This window comes from Streptomyces sp. NPDC005423, assembly GCF_040606415.1.
Lineage (GTDB): Bacteria > Actinomycetota > Actinomycetes > Streptomycetales > Streptomycetaceae > Streptomyces.
Genome location: NZ_JBEXET010000048.1, coordinates 17848 through 42458, shown reverse-complemented (window position 1 = coordinate 42458; position 24611 = coordinate 17848). Strand labels below are relative to the sequence as shown.

Below are 24611 nucleotides of genomic sequence, written 5' to 3'. Positions count from 1 at the left end.
GACGGCGAACAGGGCGCGGGCGCGGGCGCCGCCCGCGAACTGCCGGACTCCGGCGACGGGCTGACGCCACGGCGAAAAGGCCACGGATGCGCTGCGCGAAGTCGTCCGACGTACTCACACGTTGCGCCGTGAGTCGATCTTCGTCACCTCACCCGTTCAACGTCGAGAAATTGAAAGAACACCACCGTCTCGTACGTGATCGCGCCGTGTCCCGGTCTCACGTCGGAGGAACTCAAACCTCCGCCGGGCCGGCAGGAATCACTCAAGGCAGTCATGACAAAAGGAAGTGTGAAATGGGAAACGTAGTGCTGGTCCACGGTGCCTGGAGCGACGGCTCGATCTGGCAGGAGGTCATAGGCCACCTGCACGAACAGGGCCATCAAACACTGGCCGTCCAGTTGCCGATGACCTCACTCGCGGACGACATCGCCTGGACCCGTCGGCACATCGACGCGCTGGAAGGACCGGTCACCCTCGTCGGACACTCCTACGGCGGCACCGTCATCTCCGGCGCGGCACTTGAGCACCCCCAGGTCAACTCTTTGGTCTTCGTGGCCGGCTACGTGCCTGGTGAAGGGGAGACCATCGGCATGCTGAGCGACAAGGGTGCCGAGATGCCAGGCCGTGTGGCCTTGCGGTTCGCTGCGGACGGCTGGTCGGACGTGGACCCGGAACTGTTCGGTGACGCACTCGCCCACGACCTGCCGCCCCGCCTTGCCCGGAGCCTGGCCGCCATGCAGAAGCCGACCCATGGAGCCTGCCTGACGGCTCCGGCCTCTGCGGGCGCCTGGCACGACCTCCCCTGCGGCTACGTGCTCAGCGCCCACGACCGGATCCTCGATCCGCAACTGCAGCGATGGTTCGCCGCACGCGCCGGAGCCGTCGTCACCGAGCTCCCCAGCAGCCACCTCTCGCCACTGTCGCATCCCGAGGAAGTGGCCGCGGCAATCTCGGCGATGCTTCGGCCCGAAGAGGATTCCGCAAACTGATCCGAGCTGCGGCCCTGCCCATCAATTCCCAGCGTGCCGACCCGGTCGAGGTGGGCCAGGCCCTTGGCTCCTTGTAAGTCCTCCTCGACGCGCCAGGGGTGGCAGACCGCGCTGACCAGCGGCTGACACCCATGCTCAGCCCCGACACCGCGCTGGCCTTCCAGCGCGAGCGTGCCCTCCCTGGCGGTTCGGTGGAGGTCGTCTACTCCTGCCGGGGCAGTCGCACCGAACTCCCGGGCAAGCCTGCCAGCCAACGTTGATCTCGGCCGAGACGCTGGTCGCACAGGTGGGAGTTTGTCGAGCCTCTGGTCGCTGTCTCTGTCACTGTCGCTGTGGGCCGTGAGCCGTGGAACCGCCTACCACCAACGCCAGGCAGCTGCCTTCCGGTACAGGGGACAGTCGCTGCGCCCCAGTCCTTTGTTGCTCGGCCGCAGGGGCCGCGACAGTCAGCCCGGGAGTGGGCCGACCAGACCGTGTCCGGCGCGTCATGAGCACGTGAGCACGGGGCGGGCCGACTGGGAGTTGACAGCCCTCTCAGTGCTGTTCCGGCGCGAGACTCTGTGTTCCGAGTACGGCGAGCAGCTCCAGCTTGGCGACCGAGTCGGTGCCTACGGCGGGTGTGAACCACAGCAGGCGTTGCCGTCCGTCCTCGCTGAACAGATTCAGGCAGTTGACTTCGAGCAGCCCGAGATCGGGGTGGAGGAGGCGCTTGCGGTCGTTGCGCCGGAATTCGACATCGTCCCGGCCCACTGTTCGGTGAACTCGGGGCTATGGGCGGTCAACTCGGCTATCAGTGCGGCGACTTCGGGGTCGTCGTCGCCACGCCGGGCCGTGGCCGCTCGTAGGTCGGCGACGAACGCCTGGGTGTGGCGGGGGTGGTCCTCGGGCGGGTAGAGCGCCCGTGCCGCCGGGTCGGTGAACCACCGGTACAGGAAGCTCGCGGTCCGCCCGGTGGTGGCCGGTGGCGGGCCGAGCAGTGCGCCGGCCATCCGGTTCTGCACCAGTGTGACGCGCAGGTCGGTGACGACCTGGGCCGGTGTGCCGTCCAGGTGGTGCAGTAGGTCCAGCATGCCTGGGTGCACATGTTCGGCCGGTCCGCCGCCCGAAGGTAGCGGGCGGCCCGCCAGGGCGAAGAGGTGATCGCGTTCGTCCCGGCTGAGGCGCAGCGCGCGGGCCAGTGCGGCCAGCATCTGTTCGGACGGCTGGACGCCGGCCCCGCGTTCCAGCTCGATGTAGTAGTCGACCGAGGCGCCGGCCAGCTGAGCGATCTCCTCGCAGCGCAGCCCCGGCACACGACGGCGGGGTCCGGTCGGCAACCCGACGTCGGCAGGCCGGATCCGGTCCCTGCGCGACTTCAGGAAGTGCCGGTCCAGCACCTCCCGGTCAAGGGCGCCATCCACGGATTCCTCTCGTTCACCGGCCCCGTGCACCTCTCGCGGCACATCCTGAACCAGCTCGCGGATGCCGTGGCCACGGCCTTCAACTGACCCAACCCGCGCGGCGCTTGGCCTGCGACCGCCGAGCGAACGATGAGGCAACCTGCTCACAAGCATCGGACCAGGGCCGCAGCGACGACATCATCGGGGACCCGCCACACGGGAACGGTCCGTTTCGGCCGCCGGTTGGGGAAACGAGGCCGCAGTCATCCCCAACCAGCCGTAGCAGCGGCGTAGTTGCTGCCCGCGTCCGGTGGCCGTCACTTGATCTGTGCCGCGGCCCATTCGGCCCACTCGCGGCGCATCGCGTTGAAGCGGAGCCCGTATTCCAGGGCGATGCGGCCGTAGACCGCGAGGTTGTCGTCGCCCCAGTCGATGGACTCCATGAGTCGCTGAAGGTCGTCGTGCTCCTGCTCGGACATACCGGCGAGCTCGTCAAGGTAGGCGCGCGCCTGCTCCGGCGTGAGCACGCCGAGGAAGAAGACCCGCAGCAGGATGTCACTGCGCAGGACCCGCTGGGGCCTGGTCTCCGTCATCCAGTGCCGCAGTTCGGCCAGCCCCTCGTCCGTGAGGGCGTACTCCTTGCGTCCCCGGGGCCCTTCCGCCGCGACGGTGATCAGTCCGGCACCGGCCAGCTTCGTCAGTTCCGTGTATATCTGGCTCTGCGTGGCCGGCCAGACGTTGGCCAGGGAGGTGTCGAAGAGCTTCAGCAGGTCGTATCCGCTGGCGGTGCGCTCCGAGAGCAGGCCGAGAAGTGCGTGTCTGAGGCTCATGTCCTCCACTGTACCCGCCACCTTCCACTATTGACATGTCATTGCCGGACCTTCTATCTTCGACATGTCAGAACAGGGATTACGAATCGGGGAGACCATGTCCTACCTGCGCACCTTCCTGCCGTGGATCGTCTTCGCCGTGATTCCCTCGGGAGACTGGCAGTGGGCAGCACTGGCCGCGCTGGTGATCGCCGTGGCGGTCATCGCGGAGCAGGTGCGTTCCGGCGCGGGCTTCGACGCCCTCATCATCGAAGCCGGCTCCGCGGTCTTCTTCGCCGTGCTGGCCGTCATCGCCTTCACCCACCACGACTCGGACGTGCACACCTACTCCGCGGCCCTCTCCGCGGGCACCCTCGCCGTCATCGCCGGAGTCTCCATGGCCGTTGGCAGGCCGTTCACGCTGGGCATCGCCAAGCGGACCACTCCGCGCGAGATGTGGGAACTCAAGGCGTTCATCCACGTCAACGTCGTCATCACCGCTGTCTGGACCGCCGCGTTCGTCCTGACCGCCGTCACGCTCGCCGTGCTGGAACACGGAGGCCACGCGCACTCCACCGGCGCCACGCTCGTCCAGATCGCCGGCTTCGCCGTCCCGATGATCTTCACCGTCCGCTACGTCGCCCACGTCCAGGCCAAGGCCGCCGCGCCGACGGTCTGACGCTCGGCCGCTGCTGAAGGACGGCGCGCTGGACGGGCCCTTCAGAAGCATGGGAACCAGCCGATCGACAGGGCGGGCGCGTGCCGGTGACCGGCACGCGCCCGCCGAGTCATCCGGCGCCGTACGCGAGTGCGCGTGTTGCGGTGCCGGAGCATCCGTGCCGTTATGCCGTGGCCGGTTCCGGCCGGAAGGCCTGGTCGATGTTCTGCTCGACCCAGGAGCGGAGCGCGTTGAGCGGGACGGCGGCGCTCTGACCGAGGGGGGTGAGGGCGTACTCGACGTGCAGTGGGACGGCCGGGTACACCGTACGGTCGACAAGGCCGGAGTCCTCCAGGCGCCGGAGCGTCTGGGTCAGCACCTTGGGGCTGACGCCCTGGAGCTTGCGCTGGAGCTCCCCGAAGCGCTGGGCCCCGCCCTCAAGGGCGCCGATGGCCAGAGCCGACCACTTGTTGGCGAGCAGGTCGAGCAGGGCGCGGCAAGGGCACTGCGCGGAGTAGACGTCGTGATGCGCGTGCTGGCCGCTGGGGCAGGTGGTCGTCATGCTCCCTCTCCTCACCAGGTCACTTCCCGATGGGAAGTAGAAGTCATTGCAGGTAACTATATCCACGGGGATAGCGTCGCCGACATCGACGGGAGGGCCACCAAGGGCCTCCCGCAAGGTTCTTGATGGAGGAGATGACGTCATGTCAGCTGACACGATGCGCGCTGTGGTCCAGGACGGTTTCGGCGGCCCGGAGGTGCTCCGCGTCCAGCAGGTGCCGCGGCCGGCGCCGCTGCCCACCGAGGTACTGGTGCGGGTGCACGCGGCCGGGATCAACCCGGTGGACTGGAAGACCCGCGGCGGCACCGGCATGGCCGGCGTGCTGGGCGAGCCGCCGTTCACCCTCGGCTGGGACGTGTCCGGCGTGGTGGAGGAGGTCGGCTTCGGTGTGACGACGCTGAAGGTGGGCGACGAGGTCTACGGGATGCCGTGGTTCCCGCGCGCCGCGAACGCCTATGCCGAGTATGTGACCGCCCCGGCCCGCCAGTTCGCCCGTAAGCCCGCCACCCTGGACCACGTGCACGCCGCCGCCGTACCGCTGGCGGCGCTGACGGCCTGGCAGGCCGTGGTCGACACCGCCCAGGTGCAGGCCGGCCAGCGGGTCCTCGTCACCGCCGCAGCCGGCGGGGTCGGTCATTTCGCGGTCCAGTTCGCCCGGCACCTGGGCGCCCACGTGATCGCCACCGCGAGCGCCGCACGCCACACCTGGCTCAAGGAACTCGGCGCGGACGAGACCATCGACTACACCACCACCCGCTTCGAGGACGCCGCCGCCGACGTCGACGTCGTCATCGACCTGGTGGGCGACGCACACGACCTGACCAGCACCCGCTCACTGAAGGCGCTGCGCCCCGGCGGTCTGCTGGTCGCCATCCCCGCCGGGGTCTCCCCCGAGCTGGCGCGGGCCGCCGCAACGGCCGGGATGCGCGTCACCCCGTTCCTGGTCGAGCCGGACGGCGCCGCACTGACCACGATCGCCGCACTGATCGACTCCGGCGAGGTCAGGGTGGAGGTGGAGGAGACCTTCCCGCTGGATCAGGCCGGTCTGGCCCACGACCGCGGCGACGCCGGCCGCACCCGCGGCAAGCTCGTCCTCACCGTCACCAACTAGCTCTGCGCCCTTGCCAGTTGACCGTTCGCAAGTTCGACAGTTCGGAGTAACGCCGTGTTCTACGAGATCCGCCGCTACCAGGCGCAGCCCGGACGCCGTGAGGAGTGGGTGCGCTACATGGAGGACGTCGTGCTCCCGTTCCAGACCTCGCTCGGCATGCAGCTGACCGCCTCCTTCGTCGTCGACGACGACGAGGACGGCTACGTGTGGATCCGCCGGTTCGAGGACGACGCCCACCACACAGCCCTGTACAAGGCCGTCTACGACCACGACCGCTGGAAGAACGAGATCGGCCCGGCCGTCCACGACCTGCTGATCCCCACGCAGTCCGTCGTCACCCGCGTGGTCCCCACCCCCGCCTCGCCACTGCTCTGACTCGCCCTGCCCCCTCACCGGTCCCGGCCGTGAGCGCACCCCACACCACCCGCACGACCCACACCACCTGCCGATCCCGCACCACCGCACCATCCGGCTACAGAGGGAACCGTTCATGAGCACCGACACCGACGCCAAGTCACTGCCCGCCTTCTCCATCACCCAGGCCGCCGCCGACGCCCTCATCGCGGCCGTGCACTCGGCCGCCGCCCAGATCGGCTTCGCGGCTGCCGTCGCCGTCACCGACCCGGGCGGCCACCTCAAGGCCTTCGTCCGCGCGGACGGCGTGCCCTTCCTCGCCGCTGAAGTGGCCGTCGACAAGGCGTGGACCGCGGCTTCCTTCCGCACTCCCACGCACACGTGGAACGACCACCTCACCAACCCGCGGGTCGCGCCGCTGGCCGGCCACCCCCGTCTGATGGCGGTCGGCGGCGGCTACCCGATCACCGACAAGGGTCAGTGCATCGGCGGCCTGGGAATCTCCGGCGGCACCTACGACCAGGACCAGCAGGCCGCCGAACAAGCCCTCTCCCTCGCCGGGTTCGAGCCGCCCACCGGCTGAGGATCGACTCGGGCGGGGTGACCGGTTCGCGCGGTTGTACGGCGATGCCATCAGGTGCCTGCCTTCATCTCGGCCGAGGGCGAGGCTACGCCACACCAGGCCCCACCTGGCCGAGCCGAGTCGCGCCAACAGGGCCTACTGTTAAGCGAGTTGGCGTTCGACCTCAGCCATGATGCGATGTCCGCGGCCGGCTCTGTCCGACCGTACGCCGCCCTTGGCAACGACATCCATCCCGGCAAGGCCCTCAGCCGGGGCGCTGTCGATCCCGCCCCGGCTGAGGCCGTCGTAGAAGAGCCCGTGGCCTCGGCGATGTTCAGGTGCGGGTACGAGGTGCGGGCGCCAGGTCGACCGGTGTCCGCACCGGCCCGTCCATGCACAGCCCGACGCATCACACGAGCGGCGGTCCAGGCGGGGCGGCGGCCCGGCCGTCGCGGTCATCGACAGCGCCGTCCGCAACGGTGTGACCCACGTCGTGAAGATCACCAGCCTGATGTCGGCCGACGACGGACAGGTCGGGATGATCGATGCGCGGGACGGCACGGCGACCGCGGCCGTGATCGCCGCCGCACCGAGCGAGCACGCGGGCCGTGCCTACCACCTGACCGGACCGGAACTGATCACCTACACCGGCGTGAGCCCGTACCGCGGATCGCGGATCGCGTCGCGCGAGTGGCGACTGGCGACTGGCAACTGGCAACTGGCAACTGGCGACGGTGTCAGGCCACGACACCGTGCGCTACCTGCGATACGTCCGGATATAGCTCGCCCCGGCGGCGGCCATCAGCTATCGACTGCCGGTTCGCGATGTCGCCAAGGCGGCCTCCCACGCGCCGAGTTGGGGCACGGCCCACGTCACCGTCACGGTCGCCGCTACGACGCCGGTGCTCTCCTCAGTCTGCGCACAGGGCGAGGAACTCATCCCTGTTACAGATCCTGGACCGCCCGCAGAGCCTGGTCGACGCGGGCCATCGTGGCAGGGTCCACGGGGCCGAGCTGCTTGGCGCCTTCGAAGCGGGTGACTTTCAACTGGGCGATGTTGACCGCCACAGCCGTGCACGGGAGGGGGTCGCCGATCACGACCGACATGGCGGTGTCCGGGTAGCGGCCGCTTTCGTGCAGCACGATCGTCAGGACGGCGCCGTAGGACTCCTCAAGGCCGGTCAGGCTGATGATCAGGACGTTACGGCCGTCGGGGAGGGCCCAGATCTCACCACGGTTCACAGCGTGTCGCCCTCACCCGTGAGCTCGTCGCCGAGCCCCAGCGAGGCGAGTTGGTGGGCGGCATCGAGGGTGGCGGCGCGCCGCGCGGCGCGGACGACGTACGCGTTCACACTCATCCCCGCCTCAAGGGCGGCTGCCTTGATCGAGGGGGCTAGTTCGTCGGGGATGCGCAGGGTCATGGTGGTCACGGTCATGGTTGCAGCATAGCCACCAGACAGTGGTGGCGTCAGGTGGTTGCAAATACGGTTGCATTCTGCTGAGGAATGACCGAGCGCCCCTCCGCGGCGTGCGGACCGGCCGGAGCTCTGGTGCCCGCGATGATCGCAGCCGGTGGGTCAGCGCAGGGCACGATCCAAAGCGAGCCGGTGATCGGAGACCCACTGATACGCCTCCCGCACCTCCGTCACCGCTCCGGCTGCACGGAGACGGATCATCGCGGGGTTTCCCGACTCCGCAGCGGCCTCTATGCCGCGCCGGCACCTGTCCTGCCACCACAAGATCGTGGGGACGAGAGCACGGCGGTCCACCAGTGCATAGCCGTCCGCGATCAACCGCAACCGTCGCGCGGTGTCGGAGACGTCTCCGACGCTCGGCCCGAGTCCGAGGTACTGCCAACAGACGTGGGCGACATCGTGGATGCGCGCTCCTGGGGCCGCCAGATCCCAGTCGATGAAGGCCACCGGGCGCAGCTCACCCCTGACGGGTCGGTAGACGGTGTTCTTGGGCGCGAGGTCGTTGTGACACACGACCTCATGTGCTCCGGCCAGGGCCGTGCCTGCCGTCAGATCGTGGAACTGCCGCACAAGCTGTGCGACCCGCAGCAGACTCTCGTCGGAGTACACGGCCGACGGCTGCCTCGGTTCCCAGGCCACATGCCCGTCGACGTAGGTGAGGACCTCCCGGCCGTCCTCATCGATGCCGTGGTGGCGCGGTGCACCGGGCCAGCCGTTGGCCTCGAACGACTTCAGCAGGTCGCTGACGAACTTCGTGGCGGCCGAGGTGGGCCGGCGCACGGTGGCGCCGACACGCACCACGTGGTTGATGGAACCACCAGACAAGGACGACTCGGACATCCCACTACTGTGCACGATCTCGGCGAGGGACTCCGGCATCGCAGGGAAGGTTGAGTGATCGTTTCCGGGGTGGCGTCGAGCCCTCGGGCGCGATGAACGGGGGCTCGACGCGTGAGACGGCCTTACGTCACCGCCCTGTCAGCACTTGGATCCAGGCCCTGACCATCATCGACGAGATCAACTGCCTGAGCACGGCCCCGCTACGCACCAAGATCCTCCAACACCTCGACGGGCTCCCGGCCGGCGTTCCCGCGACACCGACCACACCACTGACGTAGAACGGAGAGCCGGGCCACGACCTGCCCCACCTGACGTGGTGTCTTGCGGCAGTGCCGACGCCGGAACGAGGGCGGCCCGGTCAGGCGCCACGGCTTCCCCACCGGACTGCGCGGCAGACGCGGACGGGAACGGTGCGCCGGTGCCCGTTCAGGTGAGCCGTGCGGTTCTGCGGCGATCGACGAGCCAGTGTCAACACCTGTGCAGGGGAGCCGCGCCGAGCCACTGGTGGTAGGCGTCCACGTCGACGTTGCTGCCGCACACGACGGTGACGACGTGTCGGCCGGCGAAGCGGTCACGGTCTTCGAGGATCGCCGCGATGCCGAGCGCTGCCGAAGGTTCGACGACGAGGCCGGCGCGGTCGAGGAGCATCCGCATACCGGCGATGATCGACGCCTCCTGGACCAGGACGGCGTCGTCAGCGACCAGGAGGAGGTCGCCCAGAACGGCCGGGATGGGTCGTCGGCCGGCGACGCCGTCAGCGATGGTGTCGGTGGAGTCAGTGGTGACGACGCGCCGCTGGTGCCACGAGTGTGTCAACGCCGGTGCGCCCAGCGGCTGGACGCAGATCACCTCGACTTCGGGTGCCAGTGCCTTCACCACGTGACCCACGCCGGTGGCCAGCGCCCCGCCGCCGAGAGCGAGCAGAACGGTGTCGAACGACGGAGCGGCGTCAACCAGCTCCAGGCCGATGGTCGCCGCGCCCTCGCAGGTCTCGATGTCCAGGCTGTCTTCGACGAGCCGGATGCCGTCGTACCGCGCGATGGCCGCCGCCCGCTCGCGCGCCATCTCGTGGTCGCCGTCCACCAGTTCCAACCCGGCGTCCAACGCGCGGATGCGATCAAGCTTGCCCACCGTCGCGAAGCGGGATGCCACGACGGTGACGTGGAGCCCCCGGCCGCGACCGGACCAAGCGAGGGCTTGGCCAAGGTTGCCCGAGCTCGCGCACACCACGGCTCGCGAGCCGTCGTCGGCGAGCAGGCTCGCGACGATCTCGGTGCCGCGGGCCTTGAAGCTGCGGACCGGGTTCGCCGTTTCGAGCTTGATGCTCACCGTGCACCCGAGGCCCGGCTCCAGTGCCTCGCAGCAGTACAGCGGGGTGTCGAGAAACACCGGGTCGATCAGCCCGCGAGCCGCCCGGATGCGAGCGGTGTCGAGACGCGTCTCCAGCACGGCACAGCAGCGTAGCGCCACCGGCGCCTGTTCCACGATTAACTGGCCGAAACCGTACGTCGGTTGAGGCCCGGACGAAGGCTGGTGACCCAGGTGACGTTGTCGTGGTGCGGCGCAGCGTTGACCCTCACGCGGCGTCATGGCACATAGTCGACGGCGTGGATGACCACCTGACCGTTGGACGCGTGGCCGAGTTGGCCGGGGTGAGCGTCCGCACGCTGCATCACTATGACCAGGTAGGCCTCGTACAGCCGTCCGCGCGGACGGCTGCCGGTACCGCGGGGTGCGCGTGCCGGGTCTCGGCCTGGACGACCAGCCCGGCCAGCACCATGAGGGCGAGGCAGAACGTGCCGATGATCCCGTAGGCCGTGCGGTTGAGCGCGGGGGCCGTCTCGTCGACCGGCTTGGCCTGGTTGGGGTGCACCTCGCCTTCCCGCGGGCCGCCGACGATCCGTACCTCGGAGCCGGCCGGACCGTCGCTGAGCAGGACGAACAGCTTGTAGTGCTCACCCTGGTTCAACGGGACACGGGGGAGTGGATCCGGTTGCCGCTGTGGAGGAGGGCGCCCGGCCGGGCGAAGTGGTCCGTCAGGTGTTCGGCGTTGAGCTGCGGGACCGAGACCCGGCGGACGGTTCGGTCGGTGAAGACGACCGTGAGGCCGTGGGCCGGGCCGGGGCTGGTGTAGTCGCTCTCACCGATGGACTCGCGGCCGTCGTTCTCGATACGGAGCAGGACGAGACTGGCGTCGTCCGACAGGTCGGGGAAGTCACTGAACAGGCCGAGGCGGACGCCGGGCTGTTCCGGTATCTGGTTACCACTGCCGACGGAGGTGTCCAACTGCGGTGTCCAACTGCACCCGATAGCCGATGCGTCGGCCGACGCCATGTGGGGCCAACAACTACCGCGACTACAGCGAGACAACCCTCGGCCGCGTCCAGCAGATCCGCGGACTACTGGAGGCCGGCCTGTCGACGCAGGCGATCCGCGCACTCTTGCCGTGCCTGGAATCCCCGCGCGATCCGATCGTCTTCGAAGGCGTCACCTCCGAGACATTGGCGGCGCTCGAACATGAGCGTGACAGGCTGACCCAGCGCATCGACGTCCTGGCCCGCAACCGGGACGCGATCGCCGACTACCTCACCGAACTCCAAGGCCGCGCGAACCGATGACCCACGGCGCCCTGCGACGCCCTGTGACGTTCTTCGGTCTCAGGCTCTGCGGGCGAGCAGTTGGACCTCCTGGAACTGCCGTCGGTCGGTGGGCTGCGGTTCGCGAACCAGCCGGGCCACCTCGGACAACCCGGACTCGCGCAGCAGCGCGGCGAGGTGATCGGGCCACCACCGGTAGGCCGGCGCGACGGTGTGGTCGAAGAGCTGCGTCGGGTGGGACGCGTCATCGCTTGCCGAAAACCCGAGCAGGAGGTGGCCGCCCGGTGCCAGCACCCGGCTGAACTCCCGCAGGATGGACGGGAGTTCAGTCGGCGGGGTGTGGATGATGGACCACCGGGAGAGTACGCCGCCCAGCGCGCCGTCGGCGATGTCCGACGCGGCCATCGAACCCACCTCGAACCGCAGGTCCGGATAGGTGTGTCGGGCCAACTCGACCATCGCCGGAGAGGCGTCGACACCGAACGCCGTCGTCCCCAACTCGGCCAAGTACGAGGTGATATGGCCAGGTCCGCACCCCAGATCCGCGACCTGACCGTCTCCGTTCGCGTTGACCACCTCGGCGAACGCATTCAGGATCGCCCGGTCCAGGGGCCTGTCACGCAGCGAGTCGCGGAACAGCTGCGCGTAGGTGGGGGCGACAGCGTCGTATGCCTCGCGGGTGGCACTGAGAGCATCGTGTTCGACCATGTTCGCGACCGTAGTCCGTGGGGCTGAGGCGGGTCGCGAGGTTCGCTGTTTCCCCTACGCCGGTTCACCCCCGGCCTGGCTGGTCCGGGTGGGCGCGCAGGGGGAGATCCCGGTGTGTCCGGTCAGGGCAGGATCTCGACGTACCCGTCCGTTCCGTGCACACGGATGCGCTGCCCGTCCCGGATCAGTCGGGTGGCCTGCTGCACGCCGACGACGGCCGGCAAACCGTACTCACGGGCGATCACCGCGCCGTGGGTCATCAAGCCGCCCACCTCGGTCACCAGGCCCGCGATGCCGACGAACAGCGGGGACCAGCTGGGGTCCGTGTAGGGGTGACCAGGATGTCGCCCACCGCGAGTTCCGCCTCCGCGATGTCGAGGATGACGCGGGCCCGCCCCTCGATGGTCCCGGCGGAGACCGGGAGGCCGACCAGGGCACCGGCCGGCACGTCGTCTCGCCGGTAGGCACCGTTGAGTGCCTCGCCGTCCGACGTGAGCACCCGGGGCGGTGTGAGCGCGTGGTAGGCACGGAACGCGTCCTTGCGGCGCTGGATGAGCTGGTGATCCGCCTGGTTCGAGCGCACGGCGTCGTGGAACTCCTGGAACGTGAGGTAGAAGGCATCCTCCTTCTCGCGCAGCACGTTGGCCCGCGCGAGGCGCTCGGCCTCCGCCAACAAGGCCTTTTTGTAGAGGAAGAAGCGGCTGACGATGCCGTACTTCGGGTACTCCCGATACCCTATGAAGGCACGGAGCCGGTCGATCATCCGCTTGGTCTCGTCGGCTTTCCGCTCACCGTCCGGCAGGTCGAGCAGGCGTGCCAGCACGTCCTGTTCCTTCTGCCGCGCCTTCTCCCGCCCTTGCTCGAAGCGCCGCTCGGCGGCGCCCGGTTCGAAGTTCCTCACGTTGTCGAGGATCAACGGCACGAGCGTGGTGGGGTGTTCGCGCCACCGTGGCCTCGTGATGTCGATCTCGCCGACGCATCGCATGCCGTACCGGTCGAGGTAGGCCTCGATGGCGTCGCGCGCCTCGGTTCCGCCCGCGAGCTTCGCCAACTCGTCCAGGAAGTCGTCGTCCTTGACGCCTTGGAGGAACGCCACCACCTCCGGGCGCGGGCGGATCACGTCCGCGACGTCGAGCAGGGCCAGCCCCATCTCCGAGGTGACGTTGCCGGGGGCGGACAGCGTCAGCGTGTCAGCCGCGTTCTTCTCCCCCAGCCACTCCCCCAGCTTGTCGTTGAGCCACCATGTGGCCTCCATCGCGGCCATGATCGCCTGAATGTTCAGCGGATCACTGAGCACCCGCCTGTGCTCTGCGAAGGCCTCCAGCAGGAAGTCGAACAGCGCCGGTCCGGTCTTCTGCCGGATGTCGCGCTCCAGCGCGGCGTTGGTGGTCCGGCTTCGTTCGATCAGTTCGGCGACGATGGCCGGATCAGGTTCGGCGGGGGCGGGCGCTCCGCCGGCCGGCGGCCCGACGGGAGCCGCGTCGGGGAGCGACGCGACGAAGCCGTCGCGGTCGAGGACGGTCTCCAGCGCGTCCCTGATCAGTGGATCGCCTCGCCCGATGAGCTCCAGGAGGCCGGCGCGGCTCGCGGGCGCGGCCAGACGCCGGGTGACGTCGACGAACAGCCTCCCGCCGGCTTCGGGCATCGGCGCCATGGCCGTCAGCTGCCACACTGAGACACCCAGGGGCTTCATGGGGTCGGTCATCATCTGCTGGTGGCCGACTGAGACGTAGACGTGATTCTCCTCGTCGTCCGCCTCGGGGATGGGGAACAACGTGGTGATCGGCCGGCTCTGAACGATCTGGAAGCCGTCATCGGCCAGGCACCATTCGATGTCCTGCGGGCGGCCGAAGTGCGCCTCGATCCGCCGCCCCAACCGCACCAGCCGCACGGCCTGAGCGTCCGTCAACGCCGGCTGCTCCTGCCGCTCCGGGTCGATCGGCACGTCCCGCGTACCACCGGCCGGCAGGGCGCGGACGGCCCGCTCTTTGACGGCGATCGCCTTGGCGACGACTTCGCCGTGGCGCACCTTGAAGACGTCCGGGTTCACCAGGCCGGAGACCAGGGCCTCGCCGAGGCCGAAGCCGGCGTCCACGGTGGCGACCTTCCGGTCGCCCGTGACGGGGTCGGCCGTGAACAGGATGCCGGCCGCCTGCGGGAAGACCATCTGCTGCACGACCACGGCCATACGGACCGTACGGTGGTCGATGCCGTGCCGCCGGCGGTAGGTCACCGCCCGCTCGGTGAACAGCGAGGCCCAGCACCGACTGACGTGCTGGAGGACCGCCGCCGGCCCCACGACATTCAGATAGGTGTCCTGCTGGCCGGCGAAGGAGGCCGTCGGCAGGTCCTCCGCGGTAGCGCTGGACCGGACGGCGCAGGCGGCCTGCTCACCGAGCCGGGCGAGCGCGCGGGTGATCGCCTCCGTGAGATCACCGGGGACGGCGATCCCTTCGATGGTCCGGCGGATCTGCGCGCTGAGTGTTCGGATCGCCGCCCGGTCGTCCGGGTCGAGACGCGACAGCCGGTCGAGGTGGTCGTCGAGCGAGGGCGCTGCCGCCGTGATCCGCCGGAAGGCCTCCGTCGTCACGCAGAAGCCGGGCGGCACGCGGACGCCCTCGATCCGCGACAGGCCGCCCAACTGCGCCCCCTTGCCGCCGACGACCGCGACCTGCGTCTCGTCGACCTCGTGAAGCTCCCGCACGTACGGCCCGGTCATCGCGCTACCTCCAGGGCAGCCGTGTCGCGGCGCGCCGCACCGTCCGGTCGGCCCACCGGCGGCTCCGGCTCCGTCGAGCCCCTTGTCGGGCACGCCCTCCTCACTGGCTGCCCTCCCCCCGACGAGTCGGCCGGCCGCTGCGCCACGGAGACGTCACCGCGTCCCCCACACATCGACAACACACGCACGTCGTGCCCTCATTTCCGCAGGTTGTGGCCTCGGCCGCTGATTTTGGGCCACCACCCCGGTCTTGCCGCAAGCCCCCCGGTGCGCTATACGTTGGAAGTGGCAAGGAGAGTGAATCTCCTTGCCTTCGCCTTGTGCCGTCCGCGGTATCTGATCGTGGCCCGGCTCTCCGCCGTAGCGGCCAGAACCTTCTTCCGGGCGCGACTCGCACCGGCCGGCGCGCACCTCCCCGAGCCGCCCGACGATCACCATCTGTCGATCCGCCGTGCCGAGGTCTTATGACGGGCTGTCGGCAGAAACTCGCGTGTCGGTGCAGAGAATATTATTGCGAGCCGGGCACTCCTGCTATAGACGTTGGCTTACGAGGCGCGGGGGCTCGCGGGGGTGGGTAATGCTGCGAATTCATTTCACGACCGAAGACCTGCTGAAAACCAGGGTGGCTTCGTCGCCGGACCTCATGTGGGAACTGGTACTGAGTGTCTTCCGATTACGCAGACGATTAGCCGTGGCGCGGTATGAATCGTGGTACCAGCAGGTCAGGGCGGACGCGTCCCGCAGTGATCTGCTGCCGCGCATTCGGCTCATGCTGATGCCCATGATCCCGGCCTCGGGATACTTCCCGGATTTCCTGACTCCGGAGTCCCTTCGGCACCAGGGAAGCGAATCGATCATCGAGACGGTGGCCGGCAGCCCGAGAGATGTGCTGCGCGGTCAGTTGGGACCCCTCGGCCGGGGTCATGGGTCCGCTTGGCTGCGACGGTTGCACGAAGCGGATCCCGAGGCCAGGGCAGATCTACGACAGCTGTTGTGGGACTACCAGCGCATCGCCCTCGCCCCGCACTGGAACGCGATCCGTAACAGCGTCGAGGCGGATCGGGCCGTACGCACCCGGGCTCTCCTCGACAGCGGAGTTCAGGGGCTGTTGGACAGCTACCGCCCACTGATGCGGTGGACCCCTCCGGTGCTGGAGGTGCGGTACTCCGTCGACCAGACCCTCCACCTGGACGGACGGGGACTGCTCCTGGTGCCGTCGCACTTCTGCCAGGGAACCGCGAACTCGCTCGCCGATCAGACTCTGCCGCCCGTCCTGGTCTATCCCGCGGGGAGCGACAGGACAGCGGCACCGGTCACCCTCCGGGCCCTGGGACGGCTGATGGGCGACACCCGTGCCTCCATCCTGATCGCCACCGGGATCGCCACCACGTCCGGGGAGCTCGCGCGTCGCGTGGGCGTCTCCACCGCCACGGTGAGCCACCATCTGTCCGCACTGCGCGCGGCGGGACTCCTCAGCACCTCGCAGCAGGGCGAGCTCGTCCTGCACACCCGCACCCGCGCCGGTTCCGACCTGGTCAACGCGGCTCGGATGGCGACCACTTGACCCGGGAAACGCGACCGGAGCCCTCGTCACCTGCGCGGTTCGACCGTCATCGAACGGGGTGTCCTTCAACCGGGGTGCTGGCAACGATGGTTGTCAGCCCGCATGGGTACCGGAAAGGACACGACACACACCGTGAAAAACATTCGTCGCACGGCAGCCGTCGCGGCCATCCTGGCCGCCGGCTCCACCGTTCTCACCATCAGCCCCGCCTCAGCGGCCGACACGACCTGCTCCACCGGCTACGCCTGCCTGTACTACCACCCCGACTACCAGGGGGCCTTCTTCAAGCAGTTCCCCGACATCCCCAACTACTCCGGCTACACCTTCACGACCAGCGCCAACGGAAGTGACGGCGCCGGCAAGGCAGTTCGCAACGATGCCGCCTCGGTGGACAACTGGGACTTCAACAACGCCTTCACCGTGTACTACCACGTCAACTACACAGGTGCGAGCCAGCGGTTCGCCGCGGGCGGCGGCGGCAACTTCAACTCCACGCTGCGGAACGAGAACGCCTCGGGCAAGTTCGGCTGACCCGGCGCGACGTACCGACCGGCTGAGGCCCACCTCCACAGCCTGACGCAGGGGGGTGCCCCCGCCCGCTCACATCGGGCCGGGCATCCCCGGCGCCGCGGCCCTACCCCCGGCCGTCCCTGTGCACCCGTCGCCCACCGTATTCGAGGACACCCAGGCTCATGACCCCGTTCCGTGCCGCAGACCACTCGAAGGCCGTCCTCGTCCTCGGCACGGCCGCCGTGCTGTTGGCCGGGGCCTGCTCCCCGTCCTCGCCGTCGTCTTCCCGGCCCTCCGACACGAAGAACGCCACCGTCGTGATGCCCGTGGTATCCGCCGTGCCGCGCCTTGTCACAGCGGCCGACAGGTCACTGCCGATCAGCCCCTACCTCCTGAGTGGCAAGCAGTCGGACCAACTGGCGGCCGCTGAGGCCGAGTTGACCGAACGGTGCATGACCCGATTCGGGTTCCGCTACAAGTCCCCAGTGCCGACAGCGGTGTTCAGGCCGAGGACACCCACGCAGTTCCGGTACGGCGTCACCGACGCGGCCCAAGCGGCGGTCAACGGGTTCGCACCGGCCGGCAGCAGGACCGTCCCGACGACGGCCAAACCCCCATCGCTGCCCGCCACGACGACTCTCGTACTCACCGGCACGAACGACCCACACGTCAAACCCGGCTCCACGGCAGCCAGCGGCCGGCTGTATCACGGCCGTAAGATCCCTGCCGGCGGATGCGTCGGCGAGGCACGGACGCGGCTGCTCTCCGCGGGACCGGAGGCCGGCGGGGATGCGGAGTTGTCCAATGACATCAACGTCGACAGCTTCGAGTCGTCGCGTGAACACCCGTTGGTCAGAGCCGTGTTCGCCAAGTGGTCGCAGTGCATGAGAGCCCGCGGCTTCTCCTACTCCGACCCGCTCGCGGCCACCAGCGACAGCGCCTGGCGCACGAAAACGGCTTCGGCCAAGGAGAGAGCGGCAGCCGTCGCCGACGCGGAGTGCAAGAAGCGGAACAACGTCGTAGGCGTCTGGTACGCGGTCGACGCCGCGCTGCAACGGCAGGCGATGGCGAAGAACCGGGCGGCTCTGGTCGAGATCAGGAAGGCGATCGCCGCCCGGGTGGAACGCGCGGCCGCCGTACTCGGCGAGTGACGGACCCGCCAGGGTACGCCGCTCAGGACTTCGGGGTGTGGAACACGTCCGAGAGGACCAGCTTCGTCAACTCGTCGGAGGGGGCGGTGCCGTCCGGTGACTGGTTGAGGTTGACCAGGACGACGACGGTCGCCTTCCGCTTCGGGTCGTATCCGACGAAGCTGTTGTACCCGGGGATCTGGCCGTCGTGGCCGATGAAGCCGAAGAAGTCCGCGATCGCCAGCCCGTAGGTGGGCCGGTCCGGCTGGTCCGAGGTCTGGACGAACTTCAGCCGCTCACGCTGGGTCTGCGCACTGAGCAGCTTCCCCTCGGCCAGCACCGGGGCCCAACGCAGCAGGTCCTCCAGGGTCGAGATGCCGGCGCCTGCCGCCCATGCCCACGAGGGGTCGACGTCGGCGACGTCCTTCGGGTTGCCCGCCGACCAGTCCGCCCACGCGGCGGCCCTCCCGGTACGGACCGGCGCGGTGAGGCTGCCCACGTTGCTGATGAACTGGTAGCCGCGCGGGTGGGGTTGGGCGAAGGCGGCGTCCGTGGGGAGGCTGGTCTCGCGCAGGCCGGCCGGGCGGAAGACCCGGTCGCGCAGCAGCACCGCGAGCGGGCGGTGGGTGAGCTGTTCGGCGATCAGCCCGAGCAGCACGGTGTTGGTGTTGGAGTAGTGGAAGGCCCGTCCCGGCGGGAAGTACGGCCGATGGCGGAAGGCGATGGCGAGCAGTTCCTGGACTTGCCACTGCCTGTTCGGATGGTCGTCGAGGACCTGGTTGAAGTGCGGGTCCTCGCTGTAGTTGTAGAGGCCGCTGGTCATCTGGAGCAGCTGGCGGATGGTGATGTGCCGCCCGTTCGGCACACCGGACCGGTAGCGCGAGACCGGGTCGTCCAGCTGGATACGGCCCTCGTCGACGAGTTCCAGGATTGCCGTGCCGGTGAAGGTCTTGGTGATGCTGCCGACGCGGAAGTGTTCGTCGGTCGCGATCGGCTTCCCCGTCCGGAGGTCCCGGGTGCCGAGTGTCGTGGTCCAGGTGCCCCACTGCGGGGTGTGAATGGACACCACCGCGCCGGGGATGCGCCGCCGCTGCATCAGGGCGGTCAGATCCGGCGTCAGGCGGGCGGCGAAGGGCGGTGCCCCGTTCTCGGCGTGGTGGCCGCCGGCCCCGACGGGTGAGGCCAGGGCGGGCGCGACGGGTGCCAGGGCCAGCATGGCGCCCGACAGCAGGACGGCGAGCCGGGAACGTCCCCGGATCGTCGCTGGGGGACGCGAGTGGGGTACGGGCGGGTGGGGAAGCCGGGTCGGCATGGGAGAGGGTCCGTTTCGTCCAGTGGATCGGCGTTCATAGGAATACCTTCGGACCGGAGCGGCGGCACGGTGTTGGGCCACCGGTGGGCGTTTTTCGGTGCAGACAGCCCCGTGAGGGCGCCTCCGGCCCCGGAATCTCATGACCCTGCCCACGCGGGTACGGGCGCGGTGGCGGTCGTACCCGCCGTAGCCGTACGGGGATCCGCGCTGCGGACAGCCCGCCCCTGCCACGCCACGTGTCCCAACCACCTTCGCGGTAGCGGCAGTTGACAGCGCGCGTAGGGTGGAGGCAGAAACGCATCCGCGTCCCCCTGGCCATGCGCCGGGCGGGCCGACCGGGGGAAGAAAGGTGCGTGCCCGATGACGGTCGGGCTCCTCTCCGCGATTGCCGCCGTGTTCTACGGAAGTACGGTCTCGGTCCTCGCCCTCACCGCGACCTTCGCCCGCCGCCGCACGCTACGGTGCGAAGCGCGCGACACCCTCGCTGTCCTGGTCCGGGTAAGGGCGGTGGAGTCGCCGCAAGGAGACAACGCGGGGGCGGGCTCCAGCAGTTGAGACGATTACGACGAGGCCGACCGCCGTGTCCTGCGCCATCCTGGCCTGACCCTTGACGGTGGACCGTGCGGGGCGCTTCGCGTACGTCCCGGAGCTGCCTCGCTGCCGGGGATCGCCTGCCGTTCCACGATCGGTCGGCCGGCGGGCATCCCGTGGGTCAGGCAAGCGGCGCGAAGGCGGCGATCGCGTCCACGAGGTCGTCCGGCGCTTCCAGCGGGATGAGGTGACCCGTGTGCGGGATCACCGTGAAGTCGGCTCCGGAGAGGTAGGGCACCAGGTTGGCGCGGAGCACGTCGACGGGTTCGACGCGGTCGTTCTCTCCGGCGACCACGAGGGCGGGCACGTTGATCATGCGGGTGCCCTCGGTGACGTCCTCCGCGATGCCGCGCAGTGGCCACTCCAGGCGGGCGGCGTCGGCGCCGGCCCGCGAATCGGCCACGATCCGCGACTTGAACGGTTCGGGCAGTTCCGTCGCGGTGAGGATGTGGTCCCTGGCGCCGGCGACGGACTCGTCGGAGTCGTAGGCGTGGGAGAGGCCTTCGCGGTACTCGGGGGTGACCTCCGCCGCGGGCTTCGCCGGACCGGAACCGACGAGGATGATCCCGCGCAGGCCGGCGGGCCGGGTCGCCGCGACCAGTTGCGCGACTTTGCCACCCATGGAGTGCCCGACGAGGACGTAGTCGGTGACACCCGCGTCGGCGATCACGGCGAGCGTGTCGTCCGCGAGCCGGCGGAGCGTGTAAGGGCCGGGCAGGCTGCTTGAGCGGCTCCAGCCGCGGAAGTCGACCGTGAGCACGTCGCGACCCGCGAGGCGGTCGACGACGAGGTCCCACGTCCGGGCGGAACCACCCCAGTAGTGCAGGAACACCAGGGTCGGTCCGGCCCCCGAGTGGTGGTCGTAAGCGGGCAGCGGCGACTGCTGTGCGGTGCTCATCGTGACTCTCCATCAGTTCTCTGCGGCGGGTTCCCGTCTGGAACAATTGAAGCTCCGCGGCTTGCCCCGGGCATCGGCGAGGCTGGTCGCCCGATGGTGGAAACTGGACACGTGACCGCGATCAGCCACATGACCTACCAGCCCGTCGGGCACGGTACCGCCGCTGTCGAGACGATGACCTTCGACCGCCTCCGCGAGCTGAACGACGGCGGCACGCAACGTGCCGACTTCCACGTCCTCGCCGTTGTCGACGCCGGGCACGGACACGTCACGGTGGACTTCCTCCGACATCCGCTCCGGAAGCGCTGCGCGGTATGGATCGCTCCTGGCGCGGTGCACCGCTGGGACGACATCGCCGGTGTGACCGGGCACGTCGTGCTGTTCGTCCCGACCGCGCCGGTCACCCACGCGACCCGGGAACTCGTCGCGTCCCCGGACCTGGTCGCGCGGTGGAGCGTCCCCGACACCGACTGGCCGTTCGTCGACGCCGCGCGGAACCATCTCCTCCTCGAAGCGTCCGCCCCGCCCGCGGAGACGCCGACGGAGCTGCCCGAGATCCTGCTCTCCGCGCTCATCACCCGGCTCCGGCCACCCCATGGCGAGGCACACTCGACGAATCCGACGTTCCGGCTGTTCCGCTCCAGCGTCGAAGCGCACTACCGGGAACACCATGACGCGGGCTACTACGCCCGGGCCCTGGGATACGCGCCCCGCACCCTCTCCCGAGCGGTGCAGCAGGTCACCGGCCGCACCGCGAAGGCGTACATCGGCGACCGGCTCGTGCTGGAGGCCAAACGGCTCCTCGCGCACGATCGCCTCACCGCGGCCGCCTGCGCCGGCGCGCTCGGCTTCCCCGACGCGTCGAACTTCTCGGTGTTCTTCCGGAAGGCGACAGGCATGCGCCCGGGCGCGTGGCAGGCGACGACGGCCGTCGCATGAGGCCGCCCACGCCGTTCGGATTCCTCCCGGCGAGGCCTCTGCCCCGCGGGTCAGAGGCTTCACCGTGGACCTCCGGACTGCCTACACGGCGGACACCACGGGCAGGGCCGACGAGATCGTCGCAGCACTGCCGGAGGTCAGCCCCGAACCGGCCGAGCTCTGCCGGTCGCACGAGGTGGACGTCACCCACCATCAGGACCCCCGCGCTACCGGCTGCTGAGGCCTGTGCACCGCGGCAGCAGACCGGCACCGCCGACAAGGTCACCGACCGCCCCGGCCCGCGCGGAACATCTCCAGCAGGGCCGCGGCGGATGGCGACCCGGGGGTGGTCGTGTACACGAGCACTATCTCGTCCGGGTCGCTGGTCAGTTGGAGCCCCTCCCAGGAGAACTCCAGCCGGTGGTGGGGAGGGTGGCAGCGCAGGACGACGGTCGAGTGCGTGGTCTCCAAGACGTGCTGTTCCGACCAGAGCCGCCGGAAGTCCTCGCTGTGCTGCGCGAGTTCATCGATCTCCCGGGTGAGCTCCGGGTCCCGGGGCCTCTTGCCGGTCTCGGTCCGCAGGTACGACACCGCCTCCCGGGCCTTCGCCTCCCAGTCGACGTACAGCCACCGGGCGCGCGGATCCGTGAAGACGAGCCGTCCTACGGTGCGCTGTGCGGCGGGAATGCTGCCGAAGTCGGCGAAGACGGCCACCGCCAGGCGGTTCCACGCGAGTATCGAGCCTCCCCGGCCCACGAGGTAGGCGGGAGTGCCGGCCATCGAGTCGAGGATGTGCCGCACACTGGGCCGTACGCCGCGGGAGCCCTCGTGGTCGGAGCCCGTGCTCGGCCTCGCCAGACTGCGCAAATAACGACGCTCGCCCGGGCTCAGCCGGAGCGCCTCGGCCACGGCGTCCAGCACGGCGTCCGACACCCGGGACGCTTGTCCGCGTTCGAGCCGTATGTAGTGTTCGACGCTGACGGCCGCGAGCGTGGCGACCTCCTCGCGGCGCAGTCCCCTCACCCGTCTGACTCCGTGGTCGGGTAACCCCACGTCCTGGGGGCGTAGTCGGGCCCGGCGGGAGACGAGGAAGTCGCGTAGGGCGTCGAAGGTGTCCATGCCAGGCATCTTTGTCGCAGATCTCGGCACCTGCCAGTAGGCGCGAGCCTCGCCGCATGATCCCGCCAGGGCATGGTGTGACCTCCCTCGGGCATCCCGGTCATCGCATCCTCGTACCGCACCCCAGTCACCGGGGGCACACACCGCGCAGCCGGCCCGGCGGCGCCCCGTCGAAAGGACGAGCACCATGCCCCACAGTGCACGCACCCGCAAGCAGCGAACGGCTTCCGCGATCGGCGTACTCGTCGCGGTGATCGGGATGACCGTAGGCAGCGGCGTGACGGCGTCGGCGGCCACCGACACAGCCAAGAAGTGCTACATCGAGGTACAGGTCAACGGGAAGTGGACCAAGTACGAGGTGCAGTGCGACTGAGCTGACGATCCTGCCGGTCGCGGCCGAGAGGGCGCGACCGGCAGGGCTCACGGTCGGGCCCCTGTGCCGTCCGCCGCGCTGTCCTCGGGCATGACCTCGCCGCGGGCGATCGCGTAGAGGTGCCGGCGTGGGGCCCTCATGGCTGATGCCGTCGAGCACCTCCTGGAGAGCGGGAGCCGCTGCCTCGGCGAGACGTACCACCCACTGCTATCAACCTGACCAAGCCCTATTAGGCGGCGTAGGTCTCTCTGGGCGCGACGGCTTCGACGACCGTCTCGACGAGCCCCGTCTCCAGTCGCAGCACATGGCCGGAGACAGAGGCGACGAGGTCGTTCGACATCAGCGGACTGCCGAGGAGCTTCGCGACATCTTCGCGGACGGTCGCGACCGGGTCCGTGACCGCCTTCGCGGCAAGGCCGGCGTCGTCGAGACCCGCGCGGTCGGCATAGGCCCGGCGGAAGGTCGGCTCGGCCAGCATGCCCGTCCCGCACTGCGTGTGATGGATGACGGCAACGTCAAGCCGCACCCCGAGACGCATGGCGATGTACGCGATGTCTTCCCTCACCCTGGCGTCGACACGGCCTCCCACGTTGCGGAGCACTCCCGCGTCCCCGGTGCCCACGCCGAGAAAGCCCGCCGGTTCGACCCGGGGGTCGACGCACGTAAGGACCAACAGCAGCCTGTCGGGCATGGCCGCGGGCATGGCCAACCGTGTGAGGTCGACTCTCGCCGCGAACTCCCGGTTCCGTTGGAGCAGTTCACTGAACTCGGACATGCGTGCCTCCAGTGGTGTATGTGCAACACTTGCAACGAGGGGTACCGTACACGCAGGAGGTGCAGATGCAACAGGAGTCCGCGGCAGGGTCGCGTGAGCAGGCGCTCTGGATGGCCGACCGGTGTCTGGGCAGGAGGATCGCGCGGTTGCACCGACTGGTGTCCCGGCGCTTCGAGGCGGAGTTGCGGGAGTCCGGGCTGACCCTCCCCCAGCTTGAGGTGCTCTCCGAGATGGCGCTCTTCGACGCCCCGGCACGCCCGTCGGAGATCGCCGGCTGGCTCGGTCTCGAACGGTCGACGATCAGCCGTAATCTCGATGTCCTGACGCAGCGCGGGTACGTGCGTGTCGCCGCGACGTCCTCCACAGGCCGGACGACCCGAGTGACCGTCACCGAGGCCGGGCACGGAGCGCTGGCCGCGGCCGAACCGGCCTGGCGACGGGCGCAGGCCTGGATCAGCGGAGCAGTCGACCCGGACGCCGTTGAAGCGCTCGATCGATGGCTGGGCGCGCTCGACCTCGACCAGCAGCCGCGGTGACGCGGGAGCGCACTCAACTCCGTTTCTACGTAGGAATGTTGGTCGGTCTCGGCCGTGACCGCGCACACCGTCTGGTTCCACCGGCCGTTCGACCCCTGTCAGTGCCGTCCGCCGCCTGTGCC

Annotated in this window: 30 protein-coding genes and 3 pseudogenes; 18 read left to right on the top strand and 15 right to left on the bottom strand. The window is 69.4% G+C overall.

What is annotated here, in order from left to right; all coding sequences use genetic code 11:
• Positions 1-293 precede the first annotated feature (293 nt).
• Positions 294-989, top strand: a complete 696-nt coding sequence (locus ABZT12_RS33515; protein WP_356391636.1) for an alpha/beta hydrolase — start codon at positions 294-296, stop codon at positions 987-989.
• A 98-nt stretch (positions 990-1087) separates the two neighbouring features.
• Complete coding sequence (locus ABZT12_RS33510; RefSeq protein WP_356391633.1) at positions 1088-1249, top strand: hypothetical protein; 162 nt, start codon at positions 1088-1090, stop codon at positions 1247-1249.
• Positions 1250-1523: 274 nt separating this feature from the next.
• Here ABZT12_RS33510 and ABZT12_RS33505 read toward each other — a convergent pair.
• Positions 1524-2542, bottom strand: a pseudogene (locus ABZT12_RS33505) (helix-turn-helix domain-containing protein).
• A 143-nt stretch (positions 2543-2685) separates the two neighbouring features.
• Entirely contained in the window at positions 2686-3198 is a 513-nt protein-coding gene (locus ABZT12_RS33500) for a PadR family transcriptional regulator (RefSeq protein ID WP_356391630.1), read from the bottom strand.
• A 64-nt stretch (positions 3199-3262) separates the two neighbouring features.
• Here ABZT12_RS33500 and ABZT12_RS33495 point away from each other — a divergent pair, with 64 nt between their 5' ends.
• Complete coding sequence (locus tag ABZT12_RS33495) at positions 3263-3856, top strand: hypothetical protein (protein ID WP_356391627.1); 594 nt, start codon at positions 3263-3265, stop codon at positions 3854-3856.
• A gap of 163 nt (positions 3857-4019) precedes the next feature.
• On the opposite strand, the gene ABZT12_RS33490 is transcribed toward ABZT12_RS33495, so the two are convergent.
• Positions 4020-4397 carry a helix-turn-helix domain-containing protein gene (locus tag ABZT12_RS33490; RefSeq protein WP_356391624.1) on the bottom strand — a complete coding sequence of 126 codons (378 nt, stop codon included), beginning with the start codon at positions 4395-4397 and terminating at the stop codon, positions 4020-4022.
• Between the two features lie 142 nt (positions 4398-4539).
• On the opposite strand from ABZT12_RS33490, the gene ABZT12_RS33485 reads away from it, so the two are divergent.
• From ABZT12_RS33485 to ABZT12_RS33475, 3 genes are all read left to right on the top strand, one after another.
• On the top strand, positions 4540-5508 hold the full coding sequence (locus ABZT12_RS33485; RefSeq protein WP_356391621.1) for an NADP-dependent oxidoreductase: 969 nt from the start codon (positions 4540-4542) through the stop codon (positions 5506-5508).
• A 54-nt stretch (positions 5509-5562) separates the two neighbouring features.
• Positions 5563-5883 (top strand): NIPSNAP family protein, encoded by a 321-nt coding sequence (locus ABZT12_RS33480; protein WP_356391618.1) that lies wholly within the window; start codon positions 5563-5565, stop codon positions 5881-5883.
• A gap of 115 nt (positions 5884-5998) precedes the next feature.
• The gene (locus ABZT12_RS33475; protein ID WP_356391615.1) at positions 5999-6445 is read left to right on the top strand and encodes a heme-binding protein; all 447 of its coding nucleotides are present in this window, start codon (positions 5999-6001) and stop codon (positions 6443-6445) included.
• A gap of 924 nt (positions 6446-7369) precedes the next feature.
• On the opposite strand, the gene ABZT12_RS33470 is transcribed toward ABZT12_RS33475, so the two are convergent.
• The 3 genes from ABZT12_RS33470 to ABZT12_RS33460 all read right to left on the bottom strand — a co-directional run bounded on the left by ABZT12_RS33470 (position 7370) and on the right by ABZT12_RS33460 (position 8739).
• On the bottom strand, positions 7370-7666 hold the full coding sequence (locus ABZT12_RS33470) for a hypothetical protein (protein WP_356391612.1): 297 nt from the start codon (positions 7664-7666) through the stop codon (positions 7370-7372).
• Positions 7663-7860 (bottom strand): YlcI/YnfO family protein, encoded by a 198-nt coding sequence (locus ABZT12_RS33465; protein ID WP_356391609.1) that lies wholly within the window; start codon positions 7858-7860, stop codon positions 7663-7665. The genes ABZT12_RS33470 and ABZT12_RS33465 overlap by 4 nt, the downstream gene beginning before the upstream one ends.
• Positions 7861-8001: 141 nt before the next feature.
• Positions 8002-8739 carry a phosphotransferase gene (locus ABZT12_RS33460; RefSeq protein WP_356391606.1) on the bottom strand — a complete coding sequence of 246 codons (738 nt, stop codon included), beginning with the start codon at positions 8737-8739 and terminating at the stop codon, positions 8002-8004.
• A 50-nt stretch (positions 8740-8789) separates the two neighbouring features.
• Between ABZT12_RS33460 and ABZT12_RS33455 the strand changes: the two genes are divergently transcribed.
• Positions 8790-9017, top strand: a complete 228-nt coding sequence (locus tag ABZT12_RS33455; protein WP_356391603.1) for a hypothetical protein — start codon at positions 8790-8792, stop codon at positions 9015-9017.
• 190 nt (positions 9018-9207) lie between these two features.
• On the opposite strand, the gene ABZT12_RS33450 is transcribed toward ABZT12_RS33455, so the two are convergent.
• On the bottom strand, positions 9208-10188 hold the full coding sequence (locus ABZT12_RS33450) for a pyridoxal-phosphate dependent enzyme (RefSeq protein WP_356391668.1): 981 nt from the start codon (positions 10186-10188) through the stop codon (positions 9208-9210).
• 158 nt (positions 10189-10346) lie between these two features.
• Here ABZT12_RS33450 and ABZT12_RS33445 point away from each other — a divergent pair.
• Positions 10347-10463 (top strand): annotated as a pseudogene (locus tag ABZT12_RS33445) (MerR family DNA-binding transcriptional regulator); the annotation flags it as partial.
• On the opposite strand, the gene ABZT12_RS33440 reads toward ABZT12_RS33445, so the two are convergent.
• Together ABZT12_RS33440 and ABZT12_RS33435 are read right to left on the bottom strand one after the other, a co-directional pair.
• Positions 10415-10708: a hypothetical protein gene (locus tag ABZT12_RS33440; protein WP_356391675.1), complete on the bottom strand. Its 294-nt coding sequence runs from the start codon at positions 10706-10708 to the stop codon at positions 10415-10417. The pseudogene ABZT12_RS33445 and the gene ABZT12_RS33440 overlap by 49 nt on opposite strands.
• Positions 10705-11025 carry a hypothetical protein gene (locus tag ABZT12_RS33435; RefSeq protein WP_356391600.1) on the bottom strand — a complete coding sequence of 107 codons (321 nt, stop codon included), beginning with the start codon at positions 11023-11025 and terminating at the stop codon, positions 10705-10707. Before ABZT12_RS33435 ends, ABZT12_RS33440 begins: the two co-directional genes overlap by 4 nt.
• A gap of 29 nt (positions 11026-11054) precedes the next feature.
• On the opposite strand from ABZT12_RS33435, the gene ABZT12_RS33430 reads away from it, so the two are divergent.
• Positions 11055-11357 carry a MerR family transcriptional regulator gene (locus tag ABZT12_RS33430; RefSeq protein WP_356391597.1) on the top strand — a complete coding sequence of 101 codons (303 nt, stop codon included), beginning with the start codon at positions 11055-11057 and terminating at the stop codon, positions 11355-11357.
• A 39-nt stretch (positions 11358-11396) separates the two neighbouring features.
• Here ABZT12_RS33430 and ABZT12_RS33425 read toward each other — a convergent pair whose 3' ends face one another.
• Together ABZT12_RS33425 and rph are read right to left on the bottom strand one after the other, a co-directional pair.
• Positions 11397-12044 (bottom strand): class I SAM-dependent methyltransferase, encoded by a 648-nt coding sequence (locus ABZT12_RS33425; protein WP_356391593.1) that lies wholly within the window; start codon positions 12042-12044, stop codon positions 11397-11399.
• Between the two features lie 122 nt (positions 12045-12166).
• A pseudogene (gene rph / locus ABZT12_RS33420) lies at positions 12167-14763 on the bottom strand (rifamycin-inactivating phosphotransferase).
• A gap of 297 nt (positions 14764-15060) precedes the next feature.
• Here rph and ABZT12_RS33415 point away from each other — a divergent pair.
• The 4 genes from ABZT12_RS33415 to ABZT12_RS33400 all read left to right on the top strand — a co-directional run bounded on the left by ABZT12_RS33415 (position 15061) and on the right by ABZT12_RS33400 (position 17988).
• Complete coding sequence (locus ABZT12_RS33415) at positions 15061-15231, top strand: hypothetical protein (protein WP_356391590.1); 171 nt, start codon at positions 15061-15063, stop codon at positions 15229-15231.
• A 109-nt stretch (positions 15232-15340) separates the two neighbouring features.
• Entirely contained in the window at positions 15341-16327 is a 987-nt protein-coding gene (locus tag ABZT12_RS33410; RefSeq protein ID WP_356391587.1) for a DUF5937 family protein, read from the top strand.
• Between the two features lie 132 nt (positions 16328-16459).
• Positions 16460-16858, top strand: coding sequence for a peptidase inhibitor family I36 protein (locus ABZT12_RS33405; protein ID WP_356391584.1), 399 nt, complete (start codon positions 16460-16462; stop codon positions 16856-16858).
• Between the two features lie 161 nt (positions 16859-17019).
• The gene (locus tag ABZT12_RS33400) at positions 17020-17988 is read left to right on the top strand and encodes a hypothetical protein (RefSeq protein WP_356391581.1); all 969 of its coding nucleotides are present in this window, start codon (positions 17020-17022) and stop codon (positions 17986-17988) included.
• 22 nt (positions 17989-18010) lie between these two features.
• On the opposite strand, the gene ABZT12_RS33395 is transcribed toward ABZT12_RS33400, so the two are convergent.
• Complete coding sequence (locus ABZT12_RS33395) at positions 18011-19279, bottom strand: serine hydrolase domain-containing protein (RefSeq protein ID WP_356391578.1); 1269 nt, start codon at positions 19277-19279, stop codon at positions 18011-18013.
• Between the two features lie 360 nt (positions 19280-19639).
• On the opposite strand from ABZT12_RS33395, the gene ABZT12_RS33390 reads away from it, so the two are divergent.
• A complete protein-coding gene (locus ABZT12_RS33390; protein WP_356391575.1) occupies positions 19640-19834 on the top strand; it encodes a hypothetical protein in 195 nt (64 codons plus the stop codon).
• A gap of 157 nt (positions 19835-19991) precedes the next feature.
• Here the strand turns inward: ABZT12_RS33390 and ABZT12_RS33385 are convergent, their stop codons facing one another.
• Complete coding sequence (locus ABZT12_RS33385; RefSeq protein ID WP_356391572.1) at positions 19992-20768, bottom strand: alpha/beta hydrolase; 777 nt, start codon at positions 20766-20768, stop codon at positions 19992-19994.
• Positions 20769-20861: 93 nt separating this feature from the next.
• Between ABZT12_RS33385 and ABZT12_RS33380 the strand changes: the two genes are divergently transcribed.
• Both ABZT12_RS33380 and ABZT12_RS33375 read left to right on the top strand, forming a co-directional pair.
• Entirely contained in the window at positions 20862-21707 is an 846-nt protein-coding gene (locus ABZT12_RS33380) for a helix-turn-helix transcriptional regulator (RefSeq protein WP_356391569.1), read from the top strand.
• 64 nt (positions 21708-21771) lie between these two features.
• Entirely contained in the window at positions 21772-21927 is a 156-nt protein-coding gene (locus ABZT12_RS33375) for a hypothetical protein (protein WP_356391566.1), read from the top strand.
• A 41-nt stretch (positions 21928-21968) separates the two neighbouring features.
• Here ABZT12_RS33375 and ABZT12_RS33370 read toward each other — a convergent pair whose 3' ends face one another.
• Entirely contained in the window at positions 21969-22805 is an 837-nt protein-coding gene (locus ABZT12_RS33370) for a helix-turn-helix transcriptional regulator (RefSeq protein ID WP_356391563.1), read from the bottom strand.
• Between the two features lie 187 nt (positions 22806-22992).
• Here ABZT12_RS33370 and ABZT12_RS33365 point away from each other — a divergent pair, with 187 nt between their 5' ends.
• Positions 22993-23178, top strand: a complete 186-nt coding sequence (locus ABZT12_RS33365; protein ID WP_356391560.1) for a hypothetical protein — start codon at positions 22993-22995, stop codon at positions 23176-23178.
• Between the two features lie 229 nt (positions 23179-23407).
• Here the strand turns inward: ABZT12_RS33365 and ABZT12_RS33360 are convergent, their stop codons facing one another.
• Positions 23408-23953 (bottom strand): carbonic anhydrase, encoded by a 546-nt coding sequence (locus tag ABZT12_RS33360; protein ID WP_356391557.1) that lies wholly within the window; start codon positions 23951-23953, stop codon positions 23408-23410.
• A 65-nt stretch (positions 23954-24018) separates the two neighbouring features.
• Here ABZT12_RS33360 and ABZT12_RS33355 point away from each other — a divergent pair, with 65 nt between their 5' ends.
• Entirely contained in the window at positions 24019-24489 is a 471-nt protein-coding gene (locus ABZT12_RS33355) for a MarR family winged helix-turn-helix transcriptional regulator (RefSeq protein ID WP_356391554.1), read from the top strand.
• The last annotated feature ends 122 nt before the right edge of the window (positions 24490-24611 follow it).